This is a genomic window from Nonomuraea sp. NPDC003201 (assembly GCF_053590415.1).
Genome location: NZ_JBSFTC010000020.1, coordinates 47,813 through 70,488, shown reverse-complemented (window position 1 = coordinate 70,488; position 22,676 = coordinate 47,813). Strand labels below are relative to the sequence as shown.

21 protein-coding genes are annotated in these 22,676 nt (G+C 69.5%); 12 read left to right on the top strand and 9 right to left on the bottom strand.

Annotation, left to right across the window (positions count from 1 at the left end; translation table 11 throughout):
* The first annotated feature begins 8 nt into the window (after window positions 1-8).
* From ACWDX9_RS11290 to ACWDX9_RS11260, 7 genes are all read left to right on the top strand, one after another.
* Window positions 9-935 (top strand): VOC family protein, encoded by a 927-nt coding sequence (locus ACWDX9_RS11290; RefSeq protein ID WP_449951830.1) that lies wholly within the window; start codon window positions 9-11, stop codon window positions 933-935.
* Between the two features lie 5 nt (window positions 936-940).
* Complete coding sequence (locus ACWDX9_RS11285; protein ID WP_449951827.1) at window positions 941-1,900, top strand: amidohydrolase family protein; 960 nt, start codon at window positions 941-943, stop codon at window positions 1,898-1,900.
* 76 nt (window positions 1,901-1,976) lie between these two features.
* Entirely contained in the window at window positions 1,977-3,185 is a 1,209-nt protein-coding gene (locus tag ACWDX9_RS11280; RefSeq protein ID WP_449951825.1) for an MFS transporter, read from the top strand.
* An 11-nt stretch (window positions 3,186-3,196) separates the two neighbouring features.
* Complete coding sequence (locus tag ACWDX9_RS11275) at window positions 3,197-4,660, top strand: bifunctional 3-(3-hydroxy-phenyl)propionate/3-hydroxycinnamic acid hydroxylase (RefSeq protein ID WP_449951823.1); 1,464 nt, start codon at window positions 3,197-3,199, stop codon at window positions 4,658-4,660.
* A complete protein-coding gene (locus tag ACWDX9_RS11270) occupies window positions 4,657-5,484 on the top strand; it encodes an SMP-30/gluconolactonase/LRE family protein (protein WP_449951819.1) in 828 nt (275 codons plus the stop codon). Before ACWDX9_RS11275 ends, ACWDX9_RS11270 begins: the two co-directional genes overlap by 4 nt.
* The gene (locus ACWDX9_RS11265; protein ID WP_449951816.1) at window positions 5,481-7,427 is read left to right on the top strand and encodes an acetoacetate--CoA ligase; all 1,947 of its coding nucleotides are present in this window, start codon (window positions 5,481-5,483) and stop codon (window positions 7,425-7,427) included. The genes ACWDX9_RS11270 and ACWDX9_RS11265 overlap by 4 nt, the downstream gene beginning before the upstream one ends.
* Before the next feature lie 136 nt (window positions 7,428-7,563).
* Window positions 7,564-8,364 carry an STAS domain-containing protein gene (locus ACWDX9_RS11260; RefSeq protein ID WP_449951813.1) on the top strand — a complete coding sequence of 267 codons (801 nt, stop codon included), beginning with the start codon at window positions 7,564-7,566 and terminating at the stop codon, window positions 8,362-8,364.
* A gap of 182 nt (window positions 8,365-8,546) precedes the next feature.
* Here the strand turns inward: ACWDX9_RS11260 and ACWDX9_RS11255 are convergent, their stop codons facing one another.
* Complete coding sequence (locus ACWDX9_RS11255) at window positions 8,547-8,858, bottom strand: hypothetical protein (protein ID WP_449951810.1); 312 nt, start codon at window positions 8,856-8,858, stop codon at window positions 8,547-8,549.
* Between the two features lie 609 nt (window positions 8,859-9,467).
* Window positions 9,468-9,716 carry a hypothetical protein gene (locus tag ACWDX9_RS11250; protein ID WP_449951808.1) on the bottom strand — a complete coding sequence of 83 codons (249 nt, stop codon included), beginning with the start codon at window positions 9,714-9,716 and terminating at the stop codon, window positions 9,468-9,470.
* Window positions 9,717-9,990: 274 nt separating this feature from the next.
* Between ACWDX9_RS11250 and sigK the strand changes: the two genes are divergently transcribed.
* The 5 genes from sigK to ACWDX9_RS11225 all read left to right on the top strand — a co-directional run bounded on the left by sigK (window position 9,991) and on the right by ACWDX9_RS11225 (window position 15,281).
* Window positions 9,991-10,587 carry an ECF RNA polymerase sigma factor SigK gene (gene sigK / locus ACWDX9_RS11245; RefSeq protein ID WP_449951806.1) on the top strand — a complete coding sequence of 199 codons (597 nt, stop codon included), beginning with the start codon at window positions 9,991-9,993 and terminating at the stop codon, window positions 10,585-10,587.
* Window positions 10,584-11,360, top strand: a complete 777-nt coding sequence (locus ACWDX9_RS11240; protein WP_449951802.1) for an anti-sigma factor — start codon at window positions 10,584-10,586, stop codon at window positions 11,358-11,360. The genes sigK and ACWDX9_RS11240 overlap by 4 nt, the downstream gene beginning before the upstream one ends.
* A gap of 62 nt (window positions 11,361-11,422) precedes the next feature.
* The gene (locus ACWDX9_RS11235) at window positions 11,423-13,054 is read left to right on the top strand and encodes a molybdopterin-dependent oxidoreductase (protein ID WP_449951799.1); all 1,632 of its coding nucleotides are present in this window, start codon (window positions 11,423-11,425) and stop codon (window positions 13,052-13,054) included.
* Window positions 13,055-13,098: 44 nt separating this feature from the next.
* Window positions 13,099-13,716, top strand: a complete 618-nt coding sequence (locus ACWDX9_RS11230; protein WP_449951796.1) for a fasciclin domain-containing protein — start codon at window positions 13,099-13,101, stop codon at window positions 13,714-13,716.
* Window positions 13,717-14,636: 920 nt separating this feature from the next.
* On the top strand, window positions 14,637-15,281 hold the full coding sequence (locus ACWDX9_RS11225) for a polysaccharide deacetylase family protein (protein ID WP_449951869.1): 645 nt from the start codon (window positions 14,637-14,639) through the stop codon (window positions 15,279-15,281).
* A 343-nt stretch (window positions 15,282-15,624) separates the two neighbouring features.
* Here the strand turns inward: ACWDX9_RS11225 and ACWDX9_RS11220 are convergent, their stop codons facing one another.
* The 7 genes from ACWDX9_RS11220 to ACWDX9_RS11190 form a co-directional block, all read right to left on the bottom strand.
* The gene (locus tag ACWDX9_RS11220) at window positions 15,625-16,482 is read right to left on the bottom strand and encodes a COG4705 family protein (protein WP_449951792.1); all 858 of its coding nucleotides are present in this window, start codon (window positions 16,480-16,482) and stop codon (window positions 15,625-15,627) included.
* A 660-nt stretch (window positions 16,483-17,142) separates the two neighbouring features.
* Window positions 17,143-17,355 (bottom strand): hypothetical protein, encoded by a 213-nt coding sequence (locus tag ACWDX9_RS11215; RefSeq protein ID WP_449951789.1) that lies wholly within the window; start codon window positions 17,353-17,355, stop codon window positions 17,143-17,145.
* Entirely contained in the window at window positions 17,352-18,320 is a 969-nt protein-coding gene (locus ACWDX9_RS11210; protein ID WP_449951786.1) for a M48 family metalloprotease, read from the bottom strand. Before ACWDX9_RS11210 ends, ACWDX9_RS11215 begins: the two co-directional genes overlap by 4 nt.
* A gap of 51 nt (window positions 18,321-18,371) precedes the next feature.
* Window positions 18,372-18,818 (bottom strand): BlaI/MecI/CopY family transcriptional regulator, encoded by a 447-nt coding sequence (locus tag ACWDX9_RS11205; protein ID WP_449951783.1) that lies wholly within the window; start codon window positions 18,816-18,818, stop codon window positions 18,372-18,374.
* Window positions 18,819-18,862: 44 nt separating this feature from the next.
* Window positions 18,863-20,089, bottom strand: coding sequence for a COG4705 family protein (locus ACWDX9_RS11200; protein ID WP_449951780.1), 1,227 nt, complete (start codon window positions 20,087-20,089; stop codon window positions 18,863-18,865).
* A gap of 440 nt (window positions 20,090-20,529) precedes the next feature.
* The gene (locus ACWDX9_RS11195; protein ID WP_449951778.1) at window positions 20,530-21,582 is read right to left on the bottom strand and encodes a PP2C family protein-serine/threonine phosphatase; all 1,053 of its coding nucleotides are present in this window, start codon (window positions 21,580-21,582) and stop codon (window positions 20,530-20,532) included.
* A 331-nt stretch (window positions 21,583-21,913) separates the two neighbouring features.
* Entirely contained in the window at window positions 21,914-22,657 is a 744-nt protein-coding gene (locus tag ACWDX9_RS11190) for an MATE family efflux transporter (protein WP_449951775.1), read from the bottom strand.
* Between the last annotated feature and the right edge of the window lie 19 nt (window positions 22,658-22,676).

Sequence of the window (22,676 nt, the reverse complement as noted above, 5' to 3'; positions counted from 1 at the left end):
GCAGGTCCATGGCCTTGCACAGGTTGAAGTCGCTGACGGTCGGCGTGCCCGACGTCGCCCGGACGGCCGGCTACTACGTCGACTTCGGGCTGGAACAGCTGACGCCGGGCAGATTCGCCACGGTCGAGGGCGGAGAGCAGTTCGTCCTCCAGCCCGCAAGGATCCGCCGTTTGCTGGGCATGACGATCGCCGTCGACGACATCGACGATCTCGGCCGCATCACCGGGAATCTGAAACGGCTGGACGTCCCCATTCAGCAAGACGGGGCGAGCCTGCGCGCGACAGAACCGATAGCGGACATCGCGGTCGAAGTCGTTGTCGAGCCCCGGCTGGCGCGCATTCCGGTACCGGCTACCCCGTACAACGGTCCCGGCAGACTGGACCGGGCCGGCACGCGTGCGCCCGTGTTGTCCCGGACCGGTCCTGTGCGGCCCCTCGCGCTGGGTCATGTCGTGATCGGGACGGTCGACCAGGAGGCGACCCAGCGGTTCTTCACGGACGGCATCGGGTTCAGGGTCAGCGACGTCGTGCCGGGCCGGGCCGCGTTCCTGCGGTGTTCCACCGATCACCACAATCTGCTGGTCCAGCAGGCGCCGATCAACTTCCTGCACCACACCTCATGGCAGGTGCCCGATGTGGACGACGTCGGCCGTGGTGCCATGAGCATGCTCGCCGAGCATCCGGAACGCCACGTGTGGGGACTGGGGCGGCACCACATCGGGTCGAACTTTTTCTGGTACCTCAAGGACCCCGCCGGAAATTTCGCCGAGTACTACGCCGACATGGACGCCATCGTGGACGACCAGCTCTGGACCCCGCGGTCGTTCGACGGCATCCAGGCGCTCTTCGCATGGGGGCCGCCGGTCCCGCCGTCGTTCCTCAACCCCGAGGACCTGGCCGCGTACATGACCGGTGCGCATCTGGAAGGAAGCTGAGCACTGTGCGCCACATCGCGATGGAAGAGGCGTTCGCCATCCCCCGACTGCAGGCCAGGTTCCCGGTGCCCAAGACCGGGACCGCTGCTCACTGGATCAAGGACTGGGGACGGCGACTGTGCGACGACACGACACAGCGACTGTCCGACATGGACGAGCACGGCATCGACATGCAAGTGCTGTCGCTGACCGCCCCCGGCATCCAGGGCCTGACGGACGCCCGGCAAGCGGTCGCGGACGCCCGGGCGGCCAACGACCACCTGGCCGACATGATCGCCGGGCACCCGGACCGGTTCCGCGGCCTGGCCGCCCTGCCGTTGCAGGACCCCGAGGCCGCGGTGGCCGAACTCCACCGCGCCGTGGGCACGCTCGAGCTCAGCGGAGCTCTCGTCAATGACCACACCACGGGCACCTACCTCGACGACCAGCGCTACGAACCGGTGTGGGCAGCGTTGCAGGAGCTCGACGTGCCGCTCTACCTCCACCCGGGTGCGCCCCCGGCCGAGCCGTGGCGAGTGCTCGCCGGCCGTCCCGAGCTCCAAGGGCCCTTGTGGAGCTGGGGCGCGGAGACCGGTGGACACGCCCTCCGGCTCGTCTTCGGCGGGGTCTTCGACCGGCATCCTTCCGCCAAGCTCATCCTCGGCCACATGGGGGAGTTCCTGCCGTTCCAGCTCTCGCGGCTCGACTCCCGGTACGCCCGGCAGGAACACCGGCCACTCGCCCGGAAGCCCTCGGAGTACTTCGGCGGCAACATCCTGATCACCACCAGCGGGGTCTGCTCCCCGGCCGCGCTCGCCGGCGCCGTCCTGGCCATCGGCGCCGACGCCATCATGTTCGCCGTCGACTATCCGTTCGAAGACACCGCCGAGGCCGTCCGGTTCCTTGAGCAGGCGCCGATCAGCGACGCCGACCGGGCCAAGATCAGTCACGTCAACGCCGAGCGGTTGCTGCGCCTGAAGCCGTGATCGTCAAGGACTAAGGAGTCCGTCCGTGAGCACGCCATCATCACCGGGGCCCGCCCCTTCCCTGCCGTGGACAGGCATGGCGATCGGGCTGGCCGTCATGACGCTGGAAGGCTACGATCTCGTCGCGTTCGGTGCCACGACGCCCATGCTGCTCAATTACCAGCCATGGCACCTTTCGTTGTCGACAGTGGGCCTGTTGGGCAGTCTCACGCCCATCGGGATGCTGTTCGGCGCACTGCTGGTCGGGCAGGTCACCGATCGTTACGGGCGACGAAGCACAACGCTGGTCAGCATCGTGCTCGTCTCGCTGGGAATGATCCTGTGCGCGACGGCCGTGAGCCCGGAGATGTTCGGCGCGGGGCGGTTGGTCGTCGGGCTGGGGGTGGGTGCGGTGTACCCCGCCATGGCCCCGCTGATCTTCGAGCTCGCACCGGTGAGCCGAAAGAACCTGGTGTTCGCGATCGTCCAGTGTGGAGTCACCATTGGAGGCTCGCTGGCCGCCGCGACAGCCAACGCATTCCTGCACGGGCACGACTTCCGGCTGGAGTACATCGTGGGCGCAGCCGCCGGGCTGGTGCTGCTGCCCATGACCTACCGCTGGTTGCCCGAATCGCCGGCGTACGAGGGGAAGCCGTCACCAGAAGCGGTACGGGACGGTGGGATGCGCCTCGTGCTGCGGACGCCATACCTGGGCACGACGGTCCTCTTCTGCGGCATGGTGATCTGCTCGTTCCTGCTCATCTTCGGGATGAACACCTGGCTGCCGCGACTGATGCAGGCGGCGGACTACCCGCTGGGATCGTCGCTGACCTTCCTCATGCTGCTCAACCTGGGCGCGACCATCGGTGGACTCGCCATGGCCGTACTCGCCGACCGCGCCGGGTCGAAAGGAACGATCATCGCGTCCTTCCTTGTCGCGGCAGCTGCGATCGCCGCCTTGAGCATCAAGTCGGCACCGGCGATTCTCTACCTGATCGTCATGATCGGCGGCGCGGGCGTGCTGGGAGTCCAAGGGCTCATCAACGTCCACATCGCACGCACGTACCCGGTGCGCGCCCGGGCGAGCGCGATCGGCGTCGTGCTGGGCATCGGCCGGATCGGCGCCATCGCCGGCCCGACCCTGGGCGGCTGGATACTCGCCGCCGGCTTCTCGCCGCGATGGAACTTCGCCCTCTTCGCGCTACCGGCACTCGTCGGCGCGATCCTCACCGTCGCCGTCGGTACGCGAAAGGTCCTTGCGCACCAGGCGGAAGCCCGCTTCCTCCGTGCCGAGCCGAGCCAATGAAAGAGATCATCATGGACACGTACGACGTCGCGGTCGTGGGCTGCGGGCCGGTCGGGCTGGCCCTCGCCCGGCTGCTCAGCCTCAAGGGGCTCAGGGTCGCGGCGATCGACCCGAACCGGATCGCCTGCCACCATCCGAGGGCGACGCATCTCGATGACGAATCGATGCGCACCCTGCAGACGCTCGGCGCGGCTGAGATGGAGCAGCGGTTCCTGCGTCAGACCGGGTGGATCCTGCACGGGCCGGATGGTGCGCCGTTCCTCGAATTCGCCCATCCCCATGAGAAGTCCGGCCAGGGTTGGTACACCGACTATCAGTTCCATCAACCCGACTTCGAGTCCCGGCTGCGGGGCCTGCTCGCGAGCGACGCCAACATCGACCTGTGGTTGGGCTGGACGGTCACCGCAATCGACCAGGACACCGACGCCGTGAGCCTCACGGTGTCGGATCGCGCGACGAACCAGGTGACGGCACTCAAAGCCGCCTACGCCGTTGGGGCCGACGGGGCGAACTCGTTTGTCAGGCAGGTCATGAACGCCGACATCGAGGACCTGCATGGCACGCAGCGCTCGCTCATCGTCGACATCCATCCGTTCCAGCACCCCCCGACCCTGCCGAAGACCGCCGGCTTCATTCTGTGCGAGGGACAGCGCTCCATCACCTACGTGCCGATCTTCCCACCGATGCTGCGGTTCGAGTTCATGTTGCTCGCCGAGGACGACGCCACCGAACTCGAACGCCCGCAGGCGGTGTACGACGCGCTCAGCCGCTGGATCGAACCGGGCGGCTACCGCATCATGCGCACCGATACCTACGAGTGGCACGCCAGGCTCGTACACGGCTGGCGATCAGGGCGGCTGCTCCTCGCCGGCGATGCCGCGCATCAGATGCCACCGATGCTCGGGCAGGGCATGTGCTCCGGGCTCCGGGACGCGGCGAACCTGGCCTGGAAACTTGCCGCCGTGATCCAGGGCGCCGCCGATGGCCTGCTCGACACCTACGAAAGCGAGCGTGCCCCGCACGTGCGGCCCCACATCGTCGAATCCGCACGACAGGCCAACCTCATCGAGGCCTTCGGTACGGGTGCGATCCCGCCGGAACCTACCCGCCCCCAGGTCCTCGAGCCGCTCCGGCCGCCGCTCGGGCCCGGGCTCGCCGGGGAACCAGCCGGACTCGGTCCCCAGCCCCGGTCGGCAGATGGTGCGAAGTCGGATGACGTCACCGGCTACAACTTCGCCGTCGTCGGCCGGCACGCCGTGGCGGCCGAGATCACCGACCTGTGGCAGGAACTCGGTGTCGTGGTCGTCCCTGACACCGGCGCGGCTGTCGACGCCTGGCTGGCGGCGAACTCGGCGACCGCGGCCATCATCCGCCCGGACCGCTACACGTTCGCACTCGCTCGCGATGTCGCGGAGCTGGAGAAGGCGACGAGGGCACTGGCCCACGTCCTGGTGCCCCAGGAAGTGAGCGCATGAAGCAGTACGCCACCGGGATGGCCTGGGGTGAGGGACCGCGCTGGCATCAGGGTGCTCTTTGGCTGTCCGACACTCAGGGCAGCAAGCTGTGGACGGACCACGACGGACATTGGAAAGCCACAACGCTGAACTCGCCGTCCAACGGGCTATGGTTTCTGCCCGACGGCCGGCTCACCGCCGCCATGATGCACGAGAAGCGCATCGGCGTCTGGACCGGTGACCGGTTCGACACCTACGCGGATCTCAGCGCACTGGCCATCGGCCCGCTGGGTGATCTCGCCGGTGACCGGCAGGGGAACCTGTACGTCGACGACGTTGGCTTCGCCGCGCACGCCGGTGAACCACCCCGGCCAGGACGCCTGCTGCGGGTCGCCACCGACTGTTCGGCCACCGTCGCCGCCGAGGGCATCGAGTTCCCCAACGGTCTCGCCTTCCTCGACAACGGTCGTACGCTGATCGTCGCCGAAACCCACGCACAGCGGCTGACGGCCTTCACGGTCGACTCGGATGGAAGCCTCGGTGACCGGCGGCGCTACGCCGATATCGCCGCTCTGGTGGGTAGCGACGCCCGCCCTGACGGGATTTGGGCGACACCGCGAGGAATCTGGGTGGCGACCACCACCGGACATGCCCTCGCCCTGGTCCGGGACAACACGCTGATCACCACGATCGACACCGGCCCGGCATTTCCCATCGCCTGCTGCGGCGACGGCGAAGGCAGGCTGTTCGTCACGATCGCAGAGACCGGCGGACGGCCGCTCTTCGAAGCTCTCGCCGCGAAGGCCGTCGAGACCACGGTTGCGGTCGCCGAGGAGGCACAGTGACCGGGCAACCGCTGTGGGTCCCGCCGCCGGGCGAGGTGGAACAGGCATGTATCACCGAGTTCGCGCGGTACGCGTCGGGACGCATCGGCCACGACCTGTCGGACGGATACCGGACGCTGTGGGAGTGGTCGGTGCGGGACGTCGACGGCTTCTGGTCGGCGGTGTGGGACTACTTCGGACTGCCTGCCCGCCCGCCGGCGCAACCCGCGTTGGCGACCGAGGCGATGCCCGGTAGCGTGTGGTTCCCGGGCAGCACCCTGAACTATACGGCGGAGGTGTTCCGCGGCCGCGATGATGGCGACATCGCGGTGGTCGCGGTCACCGAGGACGGCGAACCCGTCGAGGTGAGCTGGGCTGAGTTGCGCCGCCAGGTCGCCTCGGTCGCGGCCTCCCTGACCGAATGGGGCGTCTCGCCCGGGGACCGGGTTGTGGGCTACCTGCCGAACTCGGTGGAGGCGGTCGTGGCGTTCCTGGCGACCGCGAGCCTCGGCGCCATCTGGGCCGTATGCGGCATGGACTACACCGGCTCGGCCGCACAGGCCCGGTTCGCCCAGCTCGAGCCGACGGTGCTGATCAGCGCCACCCGCACCACGCACGGCGGGCACTTCATCGATCGCGCCGCCGACGTGGCGGCCCTGCACGCCGCGCTGCCGACCTTGGCCGCGACCGTGGTCATCGATGACGCGCCCCCGGTGCCCGGAGCAGTCTCGTGGCGCTCGGTCACCAGCGGCGACGCGGAACTGACACCCGTGCGAGTTCCTTTCGACCATCCGCTGTGGGTGCTGTTCTCATCGGGGACCACCGGCCGTCCCAAGGGGATCGTGCACGGCCACGGCGGCGTCGTGCTTGAGCAGCTCAAGCATTCAGCGTTCCATCTGAACCTGCGCGCGGGAGACCGCATCCTCTGGTACACCACGCCGAGCTGGATGCTGTGGAACTCGCTCGTCGGCGCTCTGCTGGTGGGCGCGACCGTCGTGTGCTACGACGGCAGCCCAGCCTTCCCCCGCCCGGACAGGTTGTGGGACCTGGCCGCCCGCCTGCGCGTCACCGTACTGGGCACCAGTCCCGGATACCTGGAGACCTGCCGCAAAGCCGGCGTCCGGCTCGCCGGTCACGACCTGCGAGCGCTGGCGCGGGTCGGAGTCACCGGATCGGTGTTCCCGGCGGAGCTGCACCGCGGGCTTGCCCACGAACTCGGGCACCGGGTCCAAGTAGTGTCGAGCAGTGGCGGAACCGATGTGGTCACGGCGTTCGTCAGCGCGGCGCCGATCACCCCGGTGTGGGCAGGTGAACTGTCGGCACCGTGCCTCGGGGTGGCGCTCGACTCGCTGGGAACCGACGGAAAGCCCGTGCGGAACGCGGTCGGAGAGTTGGTCGTACGACGTCCGATGCCGTCCATGCCGGTGCGGTTCTGGAAAGACCCCTGCGACGCCCGCTACCGCGACGCCTACTTCGGCACCTTCCCCGGCGTGTGGCGTCACGGCGACTGGATCACCATCACCGACCGCGATTCGGTGATCATCCACGGCCGGTCGGACGCGACCTTGAACCGCCACGGGGTGCGCATGGGAAGCGGCGACATCTACGGGCCGGTCGAGGCGCTCGACGAGATCGAGGAAGCCCTCGTCGTCGGCGTCGAGCAGGCCGACGGCGGCTACTGGATGCCGTTGTTCGTGACCACGATCGACGGAGTCGCCCTGGACGAAGCGCTGCGGCAACGGATCCGTGAAACGATCCGGCGCCGCGCTTCCCCGCGGCACGTGCCCGACGAGATCATCGCGGCACCAGGCATCCCGCACACCCGGACGGGCAAGAAACTGGAAGTCCCGATCAAGCGACTGCTGCGCGGGGACGCCCCGGACACGGTTATCGACCCCGGCAGCGTCGACCGGCCAAGCCTCATCAACTGGTACCACGAAATCGGCCTCGCGCGCCGTACCTAGACCGCCGGCACGCTGTCCCGCTCGGAAACCCGGTTTCGTGCTGTGAGCTGGGTATCGCTTGTGGGTGCCCGAAACTCGGCCGTTGGGGCTGACCTGGGGTTCGGCGTTCCCGTTCTGGCGGGCATGATCTCTCTTCATGGCGCTGCGGTTGCTTTATCTGATCTTCGTCCGGCTCGCGGGTTGGTTGGTGTTGCTGGCTCGCTCACAGCAGTCGAAGGACGCGGAGATTCTGGTCTTGCGTCATCAGCTCGCGGTGTTGCGTCGGCAGGTGGCGAGGCCTCGGCCGTCGTGGGCGGATCGGGCGCTGATCAGCGCGCTGGCGCGGCTGCTGTCTCCAGCCGGTCGTCGGCGGTTGTTCGTGACACCAGGCACGCTGCTGCGCTGGCACGCCGATCTGGTACGGCGGCGCTGGACGTTCAAGCGCCGCGCCCAGGGGCGGCCTCCCACCCGCGCCTCCATCCGGGCCTTGGTACTTCGTCTGGCCTGGGGGAATCCGCTGTGGGGTTACCGGCGGATCGCTGGGGAACTAAGTTGCCCCCGGCCCGGCACGCTCCACATCCGTACTCGCCCCCGCATCATGGCTTCGCAGCCGTTCCCAGCTCCAGCGCAGGGGGAGAGACGCTGCCCGCCAAAACACTGCTTCTCACGTAGCCGGGCCTCAGCCCATCTGATGAGGTCGTCCTCGACCGGCACCCCGTTCATGGACTGCAGCGGGTTGACGGCGCTCTGGCGCCTGCATCAGGACGTGGGATGCGACGGCGGCGCGGTCCGCCTGGCCGCGCTGCCGCCCGAGCCCGCCCGGGTGCTTCGCCTCACCGGCGCCGAGCGGCGCCTGCCCGTCCATCGCACCCTCGCCGAGGCGCTCGCCGCGGCCACCGCAACCCCGCGCTGGCTCCGTCGACGGCCCCGGTGGGCAAGCCAGACTCCCCGCTCCTAGCGACGAGTAACTCCGCGTACCGTCCGCGTCGCCCTTTGATGGTCGCGATGCCCTCTTGTACGTCAGTAAGTGGTCGGCGTGCTGCTCGTTGAAGCTGTAGTCGCGCCGGTTGTCCAGCGGGCAGCCAGGCCAGCGGAGACCCCGGGCACGCACAGTTGCCATGGCTCTTGCACGCAGCGAGATCATTGCCCCCGGTCTTGGGGTGGATGGCTTTTCCCGCGTACGGGCCTGTGCCGCATCTTGTCGAGGATCACCGCGGCGACGAAGGCCAGTGGGGCGAGGACGGAGGTCGTCATCACGGTAATGAGGAAGCCCCCGGCGTGTGCCTGCGTCCCGGGCGGCGCCCAGGAGGGCAGCGGTGGCGGGTTGAAGCGCAGGGAGGGTGTCACGTGGTGCCAGACGAAGATTTCGCGGTACAGGAAGAACCAGCTCAGTATCCAGGCGATCCCGCTGATCAGTTTGAGCCGCCGCATGCTCAGAGCCTTACGCCGCATGCCGCCAGTGCATCAGTCCAGCGGGACGTTGTCACTACTCCGGCCCGGAGCCGGTCGTCCGGATGGGCCTGATGGGCGGTCACCGTTGCTGCTGGGTAACGGCTGTGTCCGGGGCGCCGGAACGCAGCGGTGGCAGCCCGATGCGGGGTGAAGTCGCGTCAGGTCGGCCCCGACGCTGCTGGAGCGGAGACTGCCCCGGCGCCTGGTGTTCGCCCGATAAGGCGAGATGGTCCAGGCCGGCCACTCCGCTCGGCAGGACCATCTCTCCCATCCGTGATCACGGCGCCCAGGGGGCTGTGCCACAGGTACTGAGCGTGCTTGGGCGGTAACTGGTATGAAGGATTCGCGGGCCAAGCGTCGAGGAGGGGGCTTGCCCGCAGCGGGCCAAGTATCTGCCCCGGGCCCGGCCCGGCATGCTGCATCTCGGTCATTGCGCCCCGCACCATGACATTGCGGTTCTTCCCAGAGTCGACGCAGGCGCGGGGCCGCCCCGGCGGAACACTGCCACTCACCGTGCCGGGACCTCAGCCTATGGCTTGAGGAATGGGACCGCTGGGGACGGCACCGGGGGGAGGCCGTCCCCGGCGGGCCCGCGCTACGTTCGGCCGGTCAGGTCGCGCCAGACCTGGTGCACCTCGGCGGAAAGCCGCGCTCGCTCTCCAGGGCGGGCCCGCCGTTGCTCGGCGTGAGCCGGATGAAGTACGCCCCGCCCTCGCTCATCAGCTCCAACTCGACCGCGCCCACCGTGGCGTGGTCGAGCACGCGTGGCCGAGGCGAGAGGCACCCGTAGGGGTCCCATCTGACGCTCTCGACCGCCATCACGGGACCTTCTTCGGACCTGTCACGTCTGGCGCCCATACATCGACGGTAGCTGCGGCTCAGGTTCTCGACTGGTCATCCCCGTATTTCCCTGCTCAGGACCAAACTTGCGGATCATACTTTGCGGCTGGTGACGCGAACGAGCCGGCCGAACCCGAATGCCCACTACGGGGACAACCCCAGCGCAGGGCTGAACCCACCGCCGGACGTGCCGTTAACCAACGAAAGCCGGGTGTTTATCACCCATCCGGTACGCGGCGGGCTCCGAAGCTGTTGTGGCTGGTGCTGGGCCGGTCGGGGCAGGAGGGTCTGTATGGGAGCGCGTGACCGGTCGCCGGTGGGTGAGGACCGTCCAGGCGGTTCCCCGCCAGGGCTGGAGGGGTTGCTGCAGGCGGTCGGCAGGGGTGATCGCGGGGCGTTCGAGCGGTTGTATGAGGTGCTGGCGCCGCGGGTGTACGGGCTGGTGCTGCGGGTGTTGCGGGATCGGGCGCACAGTGAGGAGGTGGCGCAGGAGGTGCTGGTGGAGGTGTGGCGCAGCGCCGCCCGCTTCGAGCCGGACAAGGGGTCGGCGCTGGCGTGGGTACTGACCATCGCGCACCGGCGGGCGATCGACCGGGTGCGTTCGGCTCAGGCGGGCACCGACCGGGAGGAGCGGGCCGCGCGGCTGGAGCCGCAGTGCTCCTTCGATGAGGTGTCGGAGCTGGTGGTGGGCAGGCTGGAGGGCGAGCGGCTGCGCCGCTGCCTGGACAATCTCACCGAGCTGCAGCGCGAGTCGGTCACCTTCGCCTACTACGGCGGCTACTCCTACCGGGAGGTCGCCGAGCTGGTCAAGGCGCCGTTGGGGACGGTCAAGACACGGATGCGCGATGGACTGATCCGGCTGCGCGACTGCCTGGGAGTAGACCGATGAAGGCACGAGAGGGCGGCTTCGACCCGCACACCCTGGCGGGTGCCTACGCGCTGGATGCCATCGACGAGGAGGGCGAGCGGCGCCGTTTCGAGCGGCATCTGGCCGGGTGCGCCGAGTGCGCGCAGGAGACGGCGACGCTCGGCGAGACGGTCGCGCGCCTTGGCGTGGCGGTGGCGGCCGAGCCGCCGCCCGGTCTGCGGGAGCGGGTGCTGGCCGAGATCGAGCAGGTGCGTCAGCTGCCGCCGACGGTCCCGCCGGCATCCCGTGCGCGGCGGGTGTGGCGTGTCACGTGGCGGCCCTGGCTGGCGGCGGTGAGCGTGGCGGCGGCGCTGGCCGTGGTGGCCGGGCTCGGCGTGACGACTGTGCAGGCACGTCAGGAACTGGAGCAGGCCCGGCGCGTGGAGCAGCAGATCGCCGCGGTGCTGAGCGCGGATGACGCCCGGGCGGTCACCGCCCCGGCCGCCGTGTCGTCCGCCGGGAGCGGGCGTGGGCACGGCACGCTGGTGGTGTCGCGCTCACAGGGCGCGCTGGTGTTCTGGGCGGCCGGGCTGGGCAATCCGCCAGAGGGCCGCGTCTACCAGCTGTGGCAGCTCGCACCGGGACGGATCACCTCAGCCGGCCTACTCGCCTCCAGCACCTCCGGCGGCACCCTGCCGGTACTCAGCACCATCAGGGCCGATGCGGGCCAGGTGGGGGTGACGGTAGAACCGGCCGGCGGCTCGCGGCAGCCGACCAGCATGCCGTTGCTGCTGGTGGACATGCCCGCCGCCTGACCTTCCGGCTGTCGGGGGAAGGTGGCACCCATCCGTTTCGGCGGTGACTCCGAAGCCCTGGTGTGACTGCTGAGACACCGGCCCTCAATGCGGAGGCCCGCGCATCGACCCCCGCGCCGGCGGCCCTGGTATCGGCGGCCTTCGGCGTGCTGGCCGCGGCGCTGGCGCTGGGGGTCGCGGAGCTGGCCGCCGCGCTGGTAGGCCGGCCCGAGGCCGGTCCGCTGCTCGCGGTGGGGTCCGTGTTCATCGACCTGAGCCCGGCGTGGCTGAAGGACTTCGCCATCCGCACCTTCGGCGCTGCCGACAAGCTGGTCCTGCTCCTGACGCTGGCAGGGGTGATCGCGGTCGCGGCTGCGGCCGTCGGAACGGCCGAGCCCCGGCGACCGCGCCTGGCCATCACAGCCCTGGCAGGGCTCGCGGCGCTCGCCGGGGCCGCGGCGCTGTCACGGCCGGGGGCGCGGCCGGCGGACGTCCTGCCCGTCGCGGTGGGGGCAGCGTGCGGGACGTTCGCCCTGCTGTACACGCGGCGCGGACTGCGTCTCCGGCCTGCCGGCCAGGTCACGCCGGCAGACCTCGCGCGACACGGCCATCCCGTTCCCTCCACTGCGCAACCGGCCCGAATGGGGGGCGCCGAGCGGCGGGCGCTGCTCACCCGTGGGGCCGCGACGCTGGGGCTGGCCGTGCTGAGCGGTGGGGCCGGGCGGGCGATCACCTCGGCCCGGCAGTCGTCCGCCGACGGTCGCGCCCTCGTACTCCCTCGCCCCGCCGACCCTGCCAGACCGCTACCCGCCGCGGTGAGCCTGAACGTACCGGGCCTCAGCCCGTTCACCACACCCAATGACGCCTTCTACCGTGTCGACACGGCGCTGATCGTCCCGCGCGTGCCGCACCAGGAGTGGACGCTGCGGGTGCACGGCCTGGTCGACCGCCCGGTCGAACTGTCCTTCTCCGACCTGCTGGCCCAGCCGCTGAGCGAGCGCGACATCACGCTGACGTGCGTGTCCAACGAGGTCGGCGGCCCCTACGCCGGTCACGCCCGCTGGCTCGGCGTGGATCTGGCGGCGCTGCTGCGCAAGGCCGGCATCCAGAGCGGGGCGGATCAGATCCTGTCGCGCTCGGCCGACGGCTGGACCGCCTCCACCGCGCTGGAGTCGGTGCTGGACGGCCGTGACGCGCTGCTGGCCATCGCGATGAACGGCGCTCCGCTGCCGCCCGCGCACGGCTTCCCCGCGCGGATGATCGTGCCCGGCCTGTACGGCTACGTCTCGGCCACCAAATGGGTCACCGACCTCAAACTCACCCGCTTCGCCGACGAACGCGCCTACTGGACCCGGCGCGGCTGGGCCGAACGCGCCCCGATCAAGACCGCCTCCCGCATCGAGGTGCCCAAACCCTTCGCCGAGGTCTCCGCCGGCCCGGTCACCGTCGCCGGGACCGCGTGGGCGCAACACTGCGGCGTCGCCGCCGTCGAGGTCCGCATCGACGGCGGCGCCTGGCGGCAGGCCGACCTGGCCACCTCCGCCGGCCCCGACACCTGGCGGCAATGGCAGACGACCTGGCAGGCCACCCCCGGACAACACCGTCTCGAGGTCCGCGCCACGGACGCCACCGGTCACACCCAGCCCGCCGAGCGGCTGCCGCCGATCCCGGACGGCGCCACCGGCTGGCACTCGGTCCTGGTGAGCGTCACCTGAACTCCCCTCAGCACGTCCATCCACAAGACAACACAGGAGATGTCATGAACATCCGTCATGTCGCCGCCGGGCTGCCCATCCTGGCCGTGACCCTCTCGATGACCGGAACCGGCTCCGGCGCGCTCGCCTCCACCCACCACGCCGGCACCGCCGCAAAGGCTGTGACCGCGGCGCAGCCGAGCGCGGCCCGGCGTCCCTTCGGCCCTGCCTGCTCGGCCGTGCCCACCGCGGGCAAGGGCAGCTTCACCGGCATGGCCGCCGACCCGGTCGCCACCGCCGCCTCCAACAACCCCGCCCTGTCCACCCTTGTCACCGCCGTGAAGAAGGCGGGCCTGGTGGACACGCTCAACGGTGCCGACGGCATCACCGTCTTCGCGCCCACCAACCAAGCCTTCGCCAAGATCGACAAGAAGACCCTGGCCAAGGTCCTGGCCGACAAGAAAATGCTGACGGCCATCCTCACCTACCACGTCGTCGCCGGCCGCAAGGCCCCCGCCGACCTGCGGCGCGGCAGCTTCACCACCTTGCAGGGCGGCAAGGTCACCACTCACGGCTCCGGCACCACCTACAAGATCAACAACGCCAGGGTGGTCTGCGGGGACGTGGCCACCCGCAACGCCACCGTCTACATCATCGACACCGTTCTCATGCCCGCCATGTAACCGAGCGGCGGGCCCGCCACCGGGTGGGCCCGCTCGCCCCGACCGAGCAGATCGCAGGGCACGCGAGCAAAAGGCGGAACCGCCGATGGCCGCGATCACGCCCTCTGCGGGGACTGGGGGTCCCACGCCATCGCCGGGACCATCGGCCGGGACCGCGGTATCGCCGCCGTGAAGGCCCGCCTCGGCGTCGGTGCCGTCGGGCGGACCGACCCTGGCCGCCTCCCTCGCCCCGGACGGCCGGCGGCCGGCACCTGACCCGCTGCTCCCTTCACCTGTCCGCAAATAGACAAGGAACCTCTCCAGCGATGATCAGGAACAAGCGTCTTGCCGCTGCTCTGCCCCTGCTGGCCCTGGCCGTGTCCGTGACCGCCTGCGGCGGCAACAGTGGCGACAGCAGCGCCGACACGGGCGCGGCCCCCGCCAGCAGCAGCGCCGCCCCGGCCCCGTCAGCAGCGCGCCGATGGCCACCGACTCCGCCACCGAGCCTGCCGACGCGCCGTTCGGTACGGCCTGCTCCGCGGTTCCCGCCTCCGGCGAAGGCAGCTTCACCGGAATGGCCGCCGTAGTGGATGCCCGCACCTTCGCCAAGGCCGGCTTCCTGCGCACGGGCAAGGGCGCGCACGGCCTGTACGTCAGCCGCGACTCCCGCGTCCTGTACGTGTCCAACCGGGGCGAGGGATCGGTCTCCGTGATCTCCACCTCGACCGGCAAGCTCATTCGAAAAGTTCAAGGTGGGCGCCGGGCCGCACGGCCTGTGCGTCTACCCCCAGCCAGGACGCTACTCCCTAGGCCACACCGGAGTGTTCCGATGATCGGACGACGCCGCTTCCTGGCCGCCGCCACCGCGCTGACCGCTTCTGCCTGTGCACCCCCACCGCCACCATCCCGCAGTGCGGCCTCGGTAGGCGCGGCAACGCCGACTGCCTCCCCCCCCGGCGGCGGCGACATCGCGGCGGCTGCCGCAGGAGGTCGTACACGGTTCTCGCAGCCGTCCCCTGGCGGCGCTGACCTTCCACGGTGCCGGAGCCCCCCGGCTGGCCGAGCAGGTCCTGACCACGATCGAGCGGGAGATCGAGCGGGAGGAGGCACACGCGACGGTCCTGGCCGTCGGCACCTGGCTGACCCCGTCGATCGCCGACCGCGTCGCCGGCGCCGGACACGACCTGGGCAATCACACCATGCACCACCTCGACATCTCCGCGATGAACGCCCACGACGCCGACCGGGAGATCCGCGAGTGCGCGGCCCGCCTGCACCACCTGACCGGATCCATCGGCTCCTGGTTCCGCCCTTCCGCCAGCGCGCACGCCACTCCGCTGGTCCGCGCGCTCGCGACTCGGGCGGGTTACCCCACATGCCTGTCCTACGACGTCGACTCGCTCGACTACACAGACCCCGGCGCGGCGGCGATCACGAGCAACATCCTGCACGCCGTACGGCCTGGCTCCATCGTGAGCCTGCACCTGGGCCACCCCGGCACCTTGACCGCCCTGCCGCGTGTTCTGGACGGGCTGCGTCAGCGCGGCCTTCGCGCGGTCACCATCAGCCAGCTGCTGGCGAACTAACCCGCGCGAGCAGATTCCCCGGGCCAGTGAAGGCCAGCCGGTAAGGCTGCACCCACCAGCCGACGCCAGCGGCATTTCTACAGCTAGAGGCCGCTGTCGGCGTGGTCCGATGCCGGCTGCGCCGCTACGGCTTATCTGCGGACCAAGGTGGGGTCGAGCGAGCCGGTGGTCCTTCGGCGACTCGACGCGGCGGGACCGTCGGACGGATCCAGCCCGGCGACGGACCGCCTGGCCGACATCGCCGTCGACGCCTGCTTCCGCTTGGCCACGCACCTGGAGCTATCAGCCCACCAGATGAGCATGCAGCGTGCGTTCACCACGGTCATCGCGACCACTCCGCCCACTACGCCGGCTGGAGGTTGTTGCGGCGTTCCTGCAGGTGAGCCCAACCCATGAGGCCGAACAGGACGGCGAGCAGGACAGCGGAGGAGCCGACGGTTCCGAGGTCGAGGCCGCCTTTGGCGGTCGGCTTGGTGAGGAGGTCACCGGCGGTGGCGCCAAAGGGCCGGGTTAGGACGAAGGCGAGCCAGAACAGCAGCACATTGGGCACGGCGGGGACGTACTTGAGGGCGAGGAGCAGCGCGAGCAGGGTAGTGACGAGTACCACGCCTCCGCCGTAGCCGAGGCCTGAGCTGTCGGAGAGGAAGTCGCCCAGGGAGGTGCCGAGTGTGTTGGAGACGAGGATCGCCGACCAGAAGAGGGCTTCGCCGCGGAAGGTGTCGATGTCACGGATCGCGAAGGTCAGGCCGGTGAACTTCCAGACGATGAAGATGGCGATGAGGATCGAGATGAGGATCACGGCCCCGACGGGGTAGCCCAGGCCGAGGCCCTGCGGCCCCCAGCCGAGCGACGTCGCTCCGTTGGTCAGGTATTCGCTGCTGGCGTCCCGGTTCATGAAGTCCGACATCGTGGTGCCGGCCATGCTGGTGGACAGGATGACCGTCCAGTAGAAGAACGGGTTGTACCGCTTGGAGGCGAGCTGGATCACCAGAGTGACAAGGAAGATCAGGAACAGCCCGACCGTGGTGAGGAAGTAGCCGACCTTCAGTGTCTGGGCGAACAGGTCGCCAGCGGTCTCGCCGAGAGTGGTGGCGGCGACCTTCATGATCCAGAAGGCCAGCGTGACCTCGGGCAGCTTCTTCATCACGTACTGGCCCCCGCCGGCGATGTCCGCCTCAGTGAAGACGTTGCGTCTTGGCACTACTTATCTCCTTCATGACGTGCGGGTTTGTGATCTCGCGAACCGCTGGGCGAACAGTCACTCCCGCGGGACTTCACGCTGCGGCCGGTAACCGACAGCGCTGTGCGACGTACGTCCTGCCAGGGAAGAGATTGTCCGCGCCGATCACGCGACGATGGGATACTCGGCATGGGGTCTGGCTCAGTCGTCCTCGGATTCGGACACGTCGCCCTTGCTCTCCTGCCCGTTCTGGTCGCCCGCCTGATCTCTTTTGCCCTGCTGGTCCTTGGCCTCGGGCTCCCGGCTCTGATCGTCCTGGCCGTCCTCGGTGGTGCCATCGGGTGTGGCCCCGTTGTCAGGGGCCGCTTGGAGGTGGGGGTGGGGGCGGAGCTTTGGTTCAGGGGCGAGGCGAACACGGCACCGCCACCAGAACGGCGGTGCTGGCGAGTCCGGCGATGATCACAGGCTTGGGCATGGACATGTTCCCGTGCATTGACGTCTTGCTGATGCATCTCAGTCTGCGAAAACGACGGACAGCGGCGGGTTCTGTCAGCCATAACGCGAGGTTAATCCTGCGCAGAGGGGCCCTCCGTTCTACCTGCGGGGACGAAGGGGCGGTGTTGACCGAATCTTGATCGGCCATGACGGTGACCAGAGGATCTGGCCCGCACCTCGCAATGATCACGGCCCCGGTTCCGCACGAAAGCGGTCCAGCGCCGTGTTGAACAGGTCGATGAACTGCCCCTCTCGGCTCACTCTGACCTGCCGCATGGTCACTGCTGCGCCCAGCGCCATACCCGCTAGGGCGAGCAGCACCGCCAAGCCCAAGAGGAGCGTCCCCCGGACGTCGCTGATGTTGAGTCGATCGGCAGCAAACGATCGCTCGATCGTCATACGCCTGGCAGGACGGATGCGATCGACTGAAAACTCCCGTACGGGGAGGATGACAGGACTGGCGCGGGTAGCTCGGCTTGGTCGAGCCGATCGTCGAGCTGGTCCACGGCCACCGAGGAGCCCAGGAGCGTGATGGCGGTCAGCGCCAGCAGTCCGGCGGCGATGGTGCGGCGCGGGCGTGGTGCTGGCGCCAGCAGGGCGGCCGCACGCTGGGCGGCTTGTCCACCGGTGGCCGACAGGCTGACGGAGGAGGCGCCGGTGGATCCTTGGCCGAGGTCATCGGCGCGCAGTGCGGCGGCCTTGGCGAGTGCAGCACGGGCCAGCGCGCGGGCGACCAGCCGGCGGTTGCCGAGCCGGCGCGCCGCGGCTTCGTCTGCGGCTCGCTCGACCGCGAACCGCACCGCGCGGGCGGTGGGGCGCAAAAGGGGGTTGGTCGCGGAGGCGAGGTGCGCCACCTGGACGTAGAGGTGGTGCCGGCCGGAGACGTGAGCTGCCTCGTGGGCGAACAGCACCCGGCTTTCCTCATCGTCCAGAGCGCGCAGCATGGCGGTCGTCACGACAACACGGGCGGGGATCGCCAGCAGGGCCGGAAGCGTGTAGGCGTCTGGTACGGCATCGGGCACGATGACGATCCCGTCGGGGCCTGGTACCAGCCGCCGGGCCGTGTCTGCGGCTCTGGCCAGCTCGCGAACCATCCGCGCGGTCGCGTGCAAGCCCGCGGCGAGCAGCAGGGCGGCGCATAGCCCGGCCATCGCCTCGGCCGCCACCGGCCACGGCTGTTCGGCGCCGAGCCGGCCCGCGGACCAGCTGCCGAGCCGCGCCACCTCAGGTAGCTGCGCGAATGACAGGAACCCCAGCGTGGTCAGCACCGTCCCCGTGCCCATGGCCACGACCACCATCGCGATCGGGACCAGCCGGACGGCCGTCCCGGGCGGCAGAGTGCGCGCGATCCACGGACCAAGCAAGCCGAGCACAAAATTGACCACGAGCGGTGACCACACCAGCCACGCCACCGCTCACTCGCCCGTTGTCCGGCGGGTATTCTCCCGCCCCTGGCGATCGTCTTCGAGGCCGCGCAGCAGTTCGCTGAGCAGCTGTTCGTCCTCGGGATCGAGGTCAGCGACGAAGTGAGCCAGGACGCCGGCGCGGTCGCGGCCCCTTCCGAGCAGGCGGCTCATCTGCGTGGCCACGGCGATCGACTGGGCCACCTCGGCGTCGGAGGCCACTCGGTAGGCGTAGGCGCGGCCGGCGTGCTCGCGCTCGGCCAGCCCTCGCTTGTGCAGCCGGGCGAGGGTGGTCATGACGGTGGTGTAGGCGAGTTCGCCACCGAGGTGGGTCCGCACCTCGGCGGGGGTCAGCGGTCGACCGGCCTCGGTCAGGCAGTCCAGGATCTCCTGCTCCAGGACGCCCGGGGATCGCCTGCCCGACCGTCGCGCCGACTCGCTCATTCCCACCCCCGGCATCTACTACAAACCTCAATCGTAGCCTGCGCCGTCGAGGTGCGGGTTCAGGCCTGCAGTTGCTTCAGGGTCTTCTCGAGGGTCATCATCGCCGCGCCGCATCTCGCCTGAGTCGGAGAGTCGGCCCGCAGCGCGGTCAGTGCCCCGTCGATCGCGTCGTCCAGGGCGTGCCAGTCGCTCGGAGAGCGGGGCTTGAGACCTGCCTCGGCGGCGTCCCAGGCCACCTCGAGGTCCTTGATCCGAGCCTTCGCCCCGGCCAGGTCGCCCTTGGTGGTGAGCGCGTTGACGTCGTCGATGATGGCGGCGAAGGACGACAGGTCTCCAAGCTTGGGACTCGACGCCTGCTTGGCCGTCGCGGGGGAAGCGGCGGCGGGTTGGCCTCCGGTGCCTGCTGACATCCAGCCGCCGATGCCGACGACGGCCACGATGCCGGCGGTCGCCCACACCAGGTCCGCGGGCCGGCCCAGGCTCGCCCTACCCGGCTTGCCCTCAGCGTGTGAGCCCGCGCGGCGGGCCCTGGTCGCGGCCACCTGCTCGCGGGCGACCAGCACGACGATGACGGCGAAGAACAGCAGGCTGGTCCTGGTCGCACCCAGACCGAGACCGCCGAGTGAGTGGTCCTGGGTCAGCAGGTCACCGACCGCGGCGCCCAGCGGGCGGGTCAGGATGTAGGCGGCCCAGAACGCCGGCACCTGCCAGGTCTCGACCCGCCACAGCACCAGCGTGACGAGGAAGGCGCCCCCGAACAGCAGCGCGCCGTTGCGGAAGCCGAGGCTCAACGCCTCGGTCGCCAGGTCGCCTGCCGCGGTGCCCAGCGCGAATGTGGTCAGGATGGCGCCCCAGTAGAACGCCTCCCGCCGAGGCGTGTTGATCGCGGTGATCGACAGCGTCATCTCCTGCCGATGCCAGACGGTGAAGACCACGGCCAGAAGCACCGCGAACAGCGTGGTGCTGACGTACAGGCTGATCCCGAGCGTGTCGGTGAGGAAGTCGGTGATCTGGGTGCCCGAGATGCTCACCAAGACCACGGACAGCCAGTAGATCCACGGGGTGTAGCGGCGGGAGGACGCCTGCAGGACCAGGGCCGCGGCCAGGACGGCGAACACCAGACCGTCGGTCAGCACCGGGCCGAGCCCGACGTTGACCGTGAGGTAGTCCGCGAACGTCTCGCCCACCGTCGTCGAGAGGATTTTGATGACCCAGAAGGTCGCCGTGACCAAGGGCACCTTGTTGGCCATCTGCCGTCGTCGAGGTGGGGCAGAGGTGGACACCATGCGCACGCTCCAGACAGGAAAAAGACAAGGTCACTGGCACCCCAGGAGCACCAGCCTGCCTAGATACTACTCGCACGAATAGTAGCAAGTGGCGGAGTGTCTCAATCGAGGGCAGAGCAAGTAGGCCGGAAAGGGCTAATAGAGCTGGTCAGCGGTATATCGCTTGTTCGAGCTCGTCTGGCGTTGCGTGGATATGTCTCTTCCACCGTCGCCGCAGCGCTCAGGGTCGCGGCAAGCAGAAAGCCCTGGTCCGATCGCCCGCAACACTCTGGGATCGCCCACCGGCTCATCGCTGATCTCACACTCCGCTTCCACCAAGGTGGCCACCATGTGGATGGAGGACGGCGTCGGCTCAGGTACCGGGCGAGTGGTCCGGCAGGGTATAGCCGCAGCCACTGCCGCTCTGGCGCTCCGCGATGCCGGGACTCCGGCGTGCCGGGTCACGGCTCGGCGATGCGGCGGATCGCGATGAGGGCGGCGTCGTCGCCGAGGCGCCCGCCCACGTGCTCGAGCAGGTCGTCGCAGATGCCCTTGAGCAGCGGCGCCGGCTCCTCCTCGCTCCGGCGGGCGGCCCTTTGCTCTAGCGGGAAGAAGGTGCCCGCGGCGTCGCGGGCCTCGATGACGCCGTCGGTGTAGAGCAGGAGGAGGTCGTCCTGCCTGAAGGAGAAGTCGGTAGGCACGTACTGCGGGTCGGCGAGCCCGGCAAGACCCAGGGGTGGTGCGGGCTGGTTGACGTTGAGGGGGATGACGCGTCCCTCGCGCAGCAGGAGTGGTGGCGGGTGGCCGCAGTTGAGGATCGTGAGTACTGGCCGTTCGTCGGGGATGTCGATGACCGCGGCTGTCACGAAGCTCTCCGCGAAGACCTGATCGGCCGCGTTGGAATGGTTCTGCGTGAGGTAGCTGTCTTCCAGGTCGGCGGCGAGATCGGGCAGCTGCGGGCTCCGGCGTGCGGTCTCGCGGAACGCGCCGAGCAGGGTGGCGGCCTCGGAGATCGCCGGTAGGCCCTTGCCGCGGGCGTCGCCGATGATGAGCCGGGTGCCGTGCGGTGTGCGGACGGCGGCGTAGATGTCGCCGCCGATCTGGGCCTCGGCCTCGGCCGCCATATAGGCGGAGGCTAGGTGGAGCGGCCCGAGGCATTCGGGCACCGGCCGCAGCAGAGCGGTCTGCACCGCCTCAGCCACGGAGCGCACCTGCGTCAGCTCGCGCCGCTGGCGATCCCTGACCACGGCGAACAGCACGACGAACAACGAGACCAGCGTCAGGCCGCCGAGCCCGATCTGGACGTTCAGGGTTTCGAATCCCTCATCGTGTATGCCGACGAGCACGTCGGCCGCGATGGCCAGGGCGCCGATGGCGGCGGTGAGCCGGGGGCTGGCGAAGGATGCCGTGACCGCTGGGGCGGCTACCAGCAGCGGCCCGAGGTGGACGCTCGGCGGGGCCAAGAGATCGGCGAGCACGATCAGGACGATCATGATCAGTGGGACAGCGACCATCTTCCGGCTGTCCAACGATGAGAGATCTGGCAGCCGGCGCGGGAGTCCCTTGGGGAGCTTCACGCTTTCTGTCTACATGTGCCCTAGCTGCGGATGAGACCCCTACTGGTTGATTCTTTAGTCAAGCTGTCCGAGATCTACCGCGCCCAGAGTGTCTCAATGGTTTCAGCGCAACATCCTCAGCGTGCCCAGTGGCGATGCCACAAATGTGGGGGTGGTGCGGATGAGCGAGTCCTGCATTCCGTACGACGCTGCCGCACTGGACGCCACAGTGGTACGTGCGGGAGGAGACGCTTGCGCGGCTACGTCGTGCGAGTAGCCGCGCCTGCGGCTACTGCGCTGGTAGTGCGGCCAGTCTGCGGGAGTAGCGGCGCAGGAGCAGGCCGGCTGTGGCGGTGAGGCCGCCGAGCAGGCCCAGCCAGGTGCCCACCGCGCCCAGTCCGGCCGGTCCGGCCAGCAGGGCCGCAAGGGGAAGGCCCACAAGCCAGTAGCCCACCAGGGTCAGGCGGAAGCCGCTCTTGGTGTCGTCGAGGCCGCGCAGCAGACCCACGCCGATGTTCTGGGCGCAGTCCACGAACTGCATGACGGCGGCCACCATGAGCAGACTGGTGGCGATGGTGAGCGCCGTTCCGCCCTCCGCGCCGAGGAACGGGCGCAGAACAAGGTCGGGCAGCGCGAGATACAGCACCGCGACGAGCGCCATGACGGCGGCCCCGCAGGCGAGGGCGGCTCGCGCGATGCGCCTGGCCTGATCGGCCTGCCCCAGGGCGATCTGCCTGCTCACGCCGATCGGGGCAGCGTGCGACAGGCTCACGGAGACCTGGAAGACGATGTAGACGAGCTGGTTGACGGCGGTGTGCGCGGCCAGGGCAGCGGTGCCCGACGTGCCGATTAGCAGGGCGACGACAGAGAAGAATCCGGCCTCGGAGCCGTAGGTGGCGGCGATCGGCAGACCGAGCCCGGTGAGCCGGCGTACCGTCGCGGGACGGGCCCGCCAGAGGCGAAGGTTGAGCGCCGGAGCCAGCTCATGTCCACTTCCCCCGCTTGGGGCGACCGCGCTGGCCGCGTTAACCATTCCCTACTTTCGACTATTT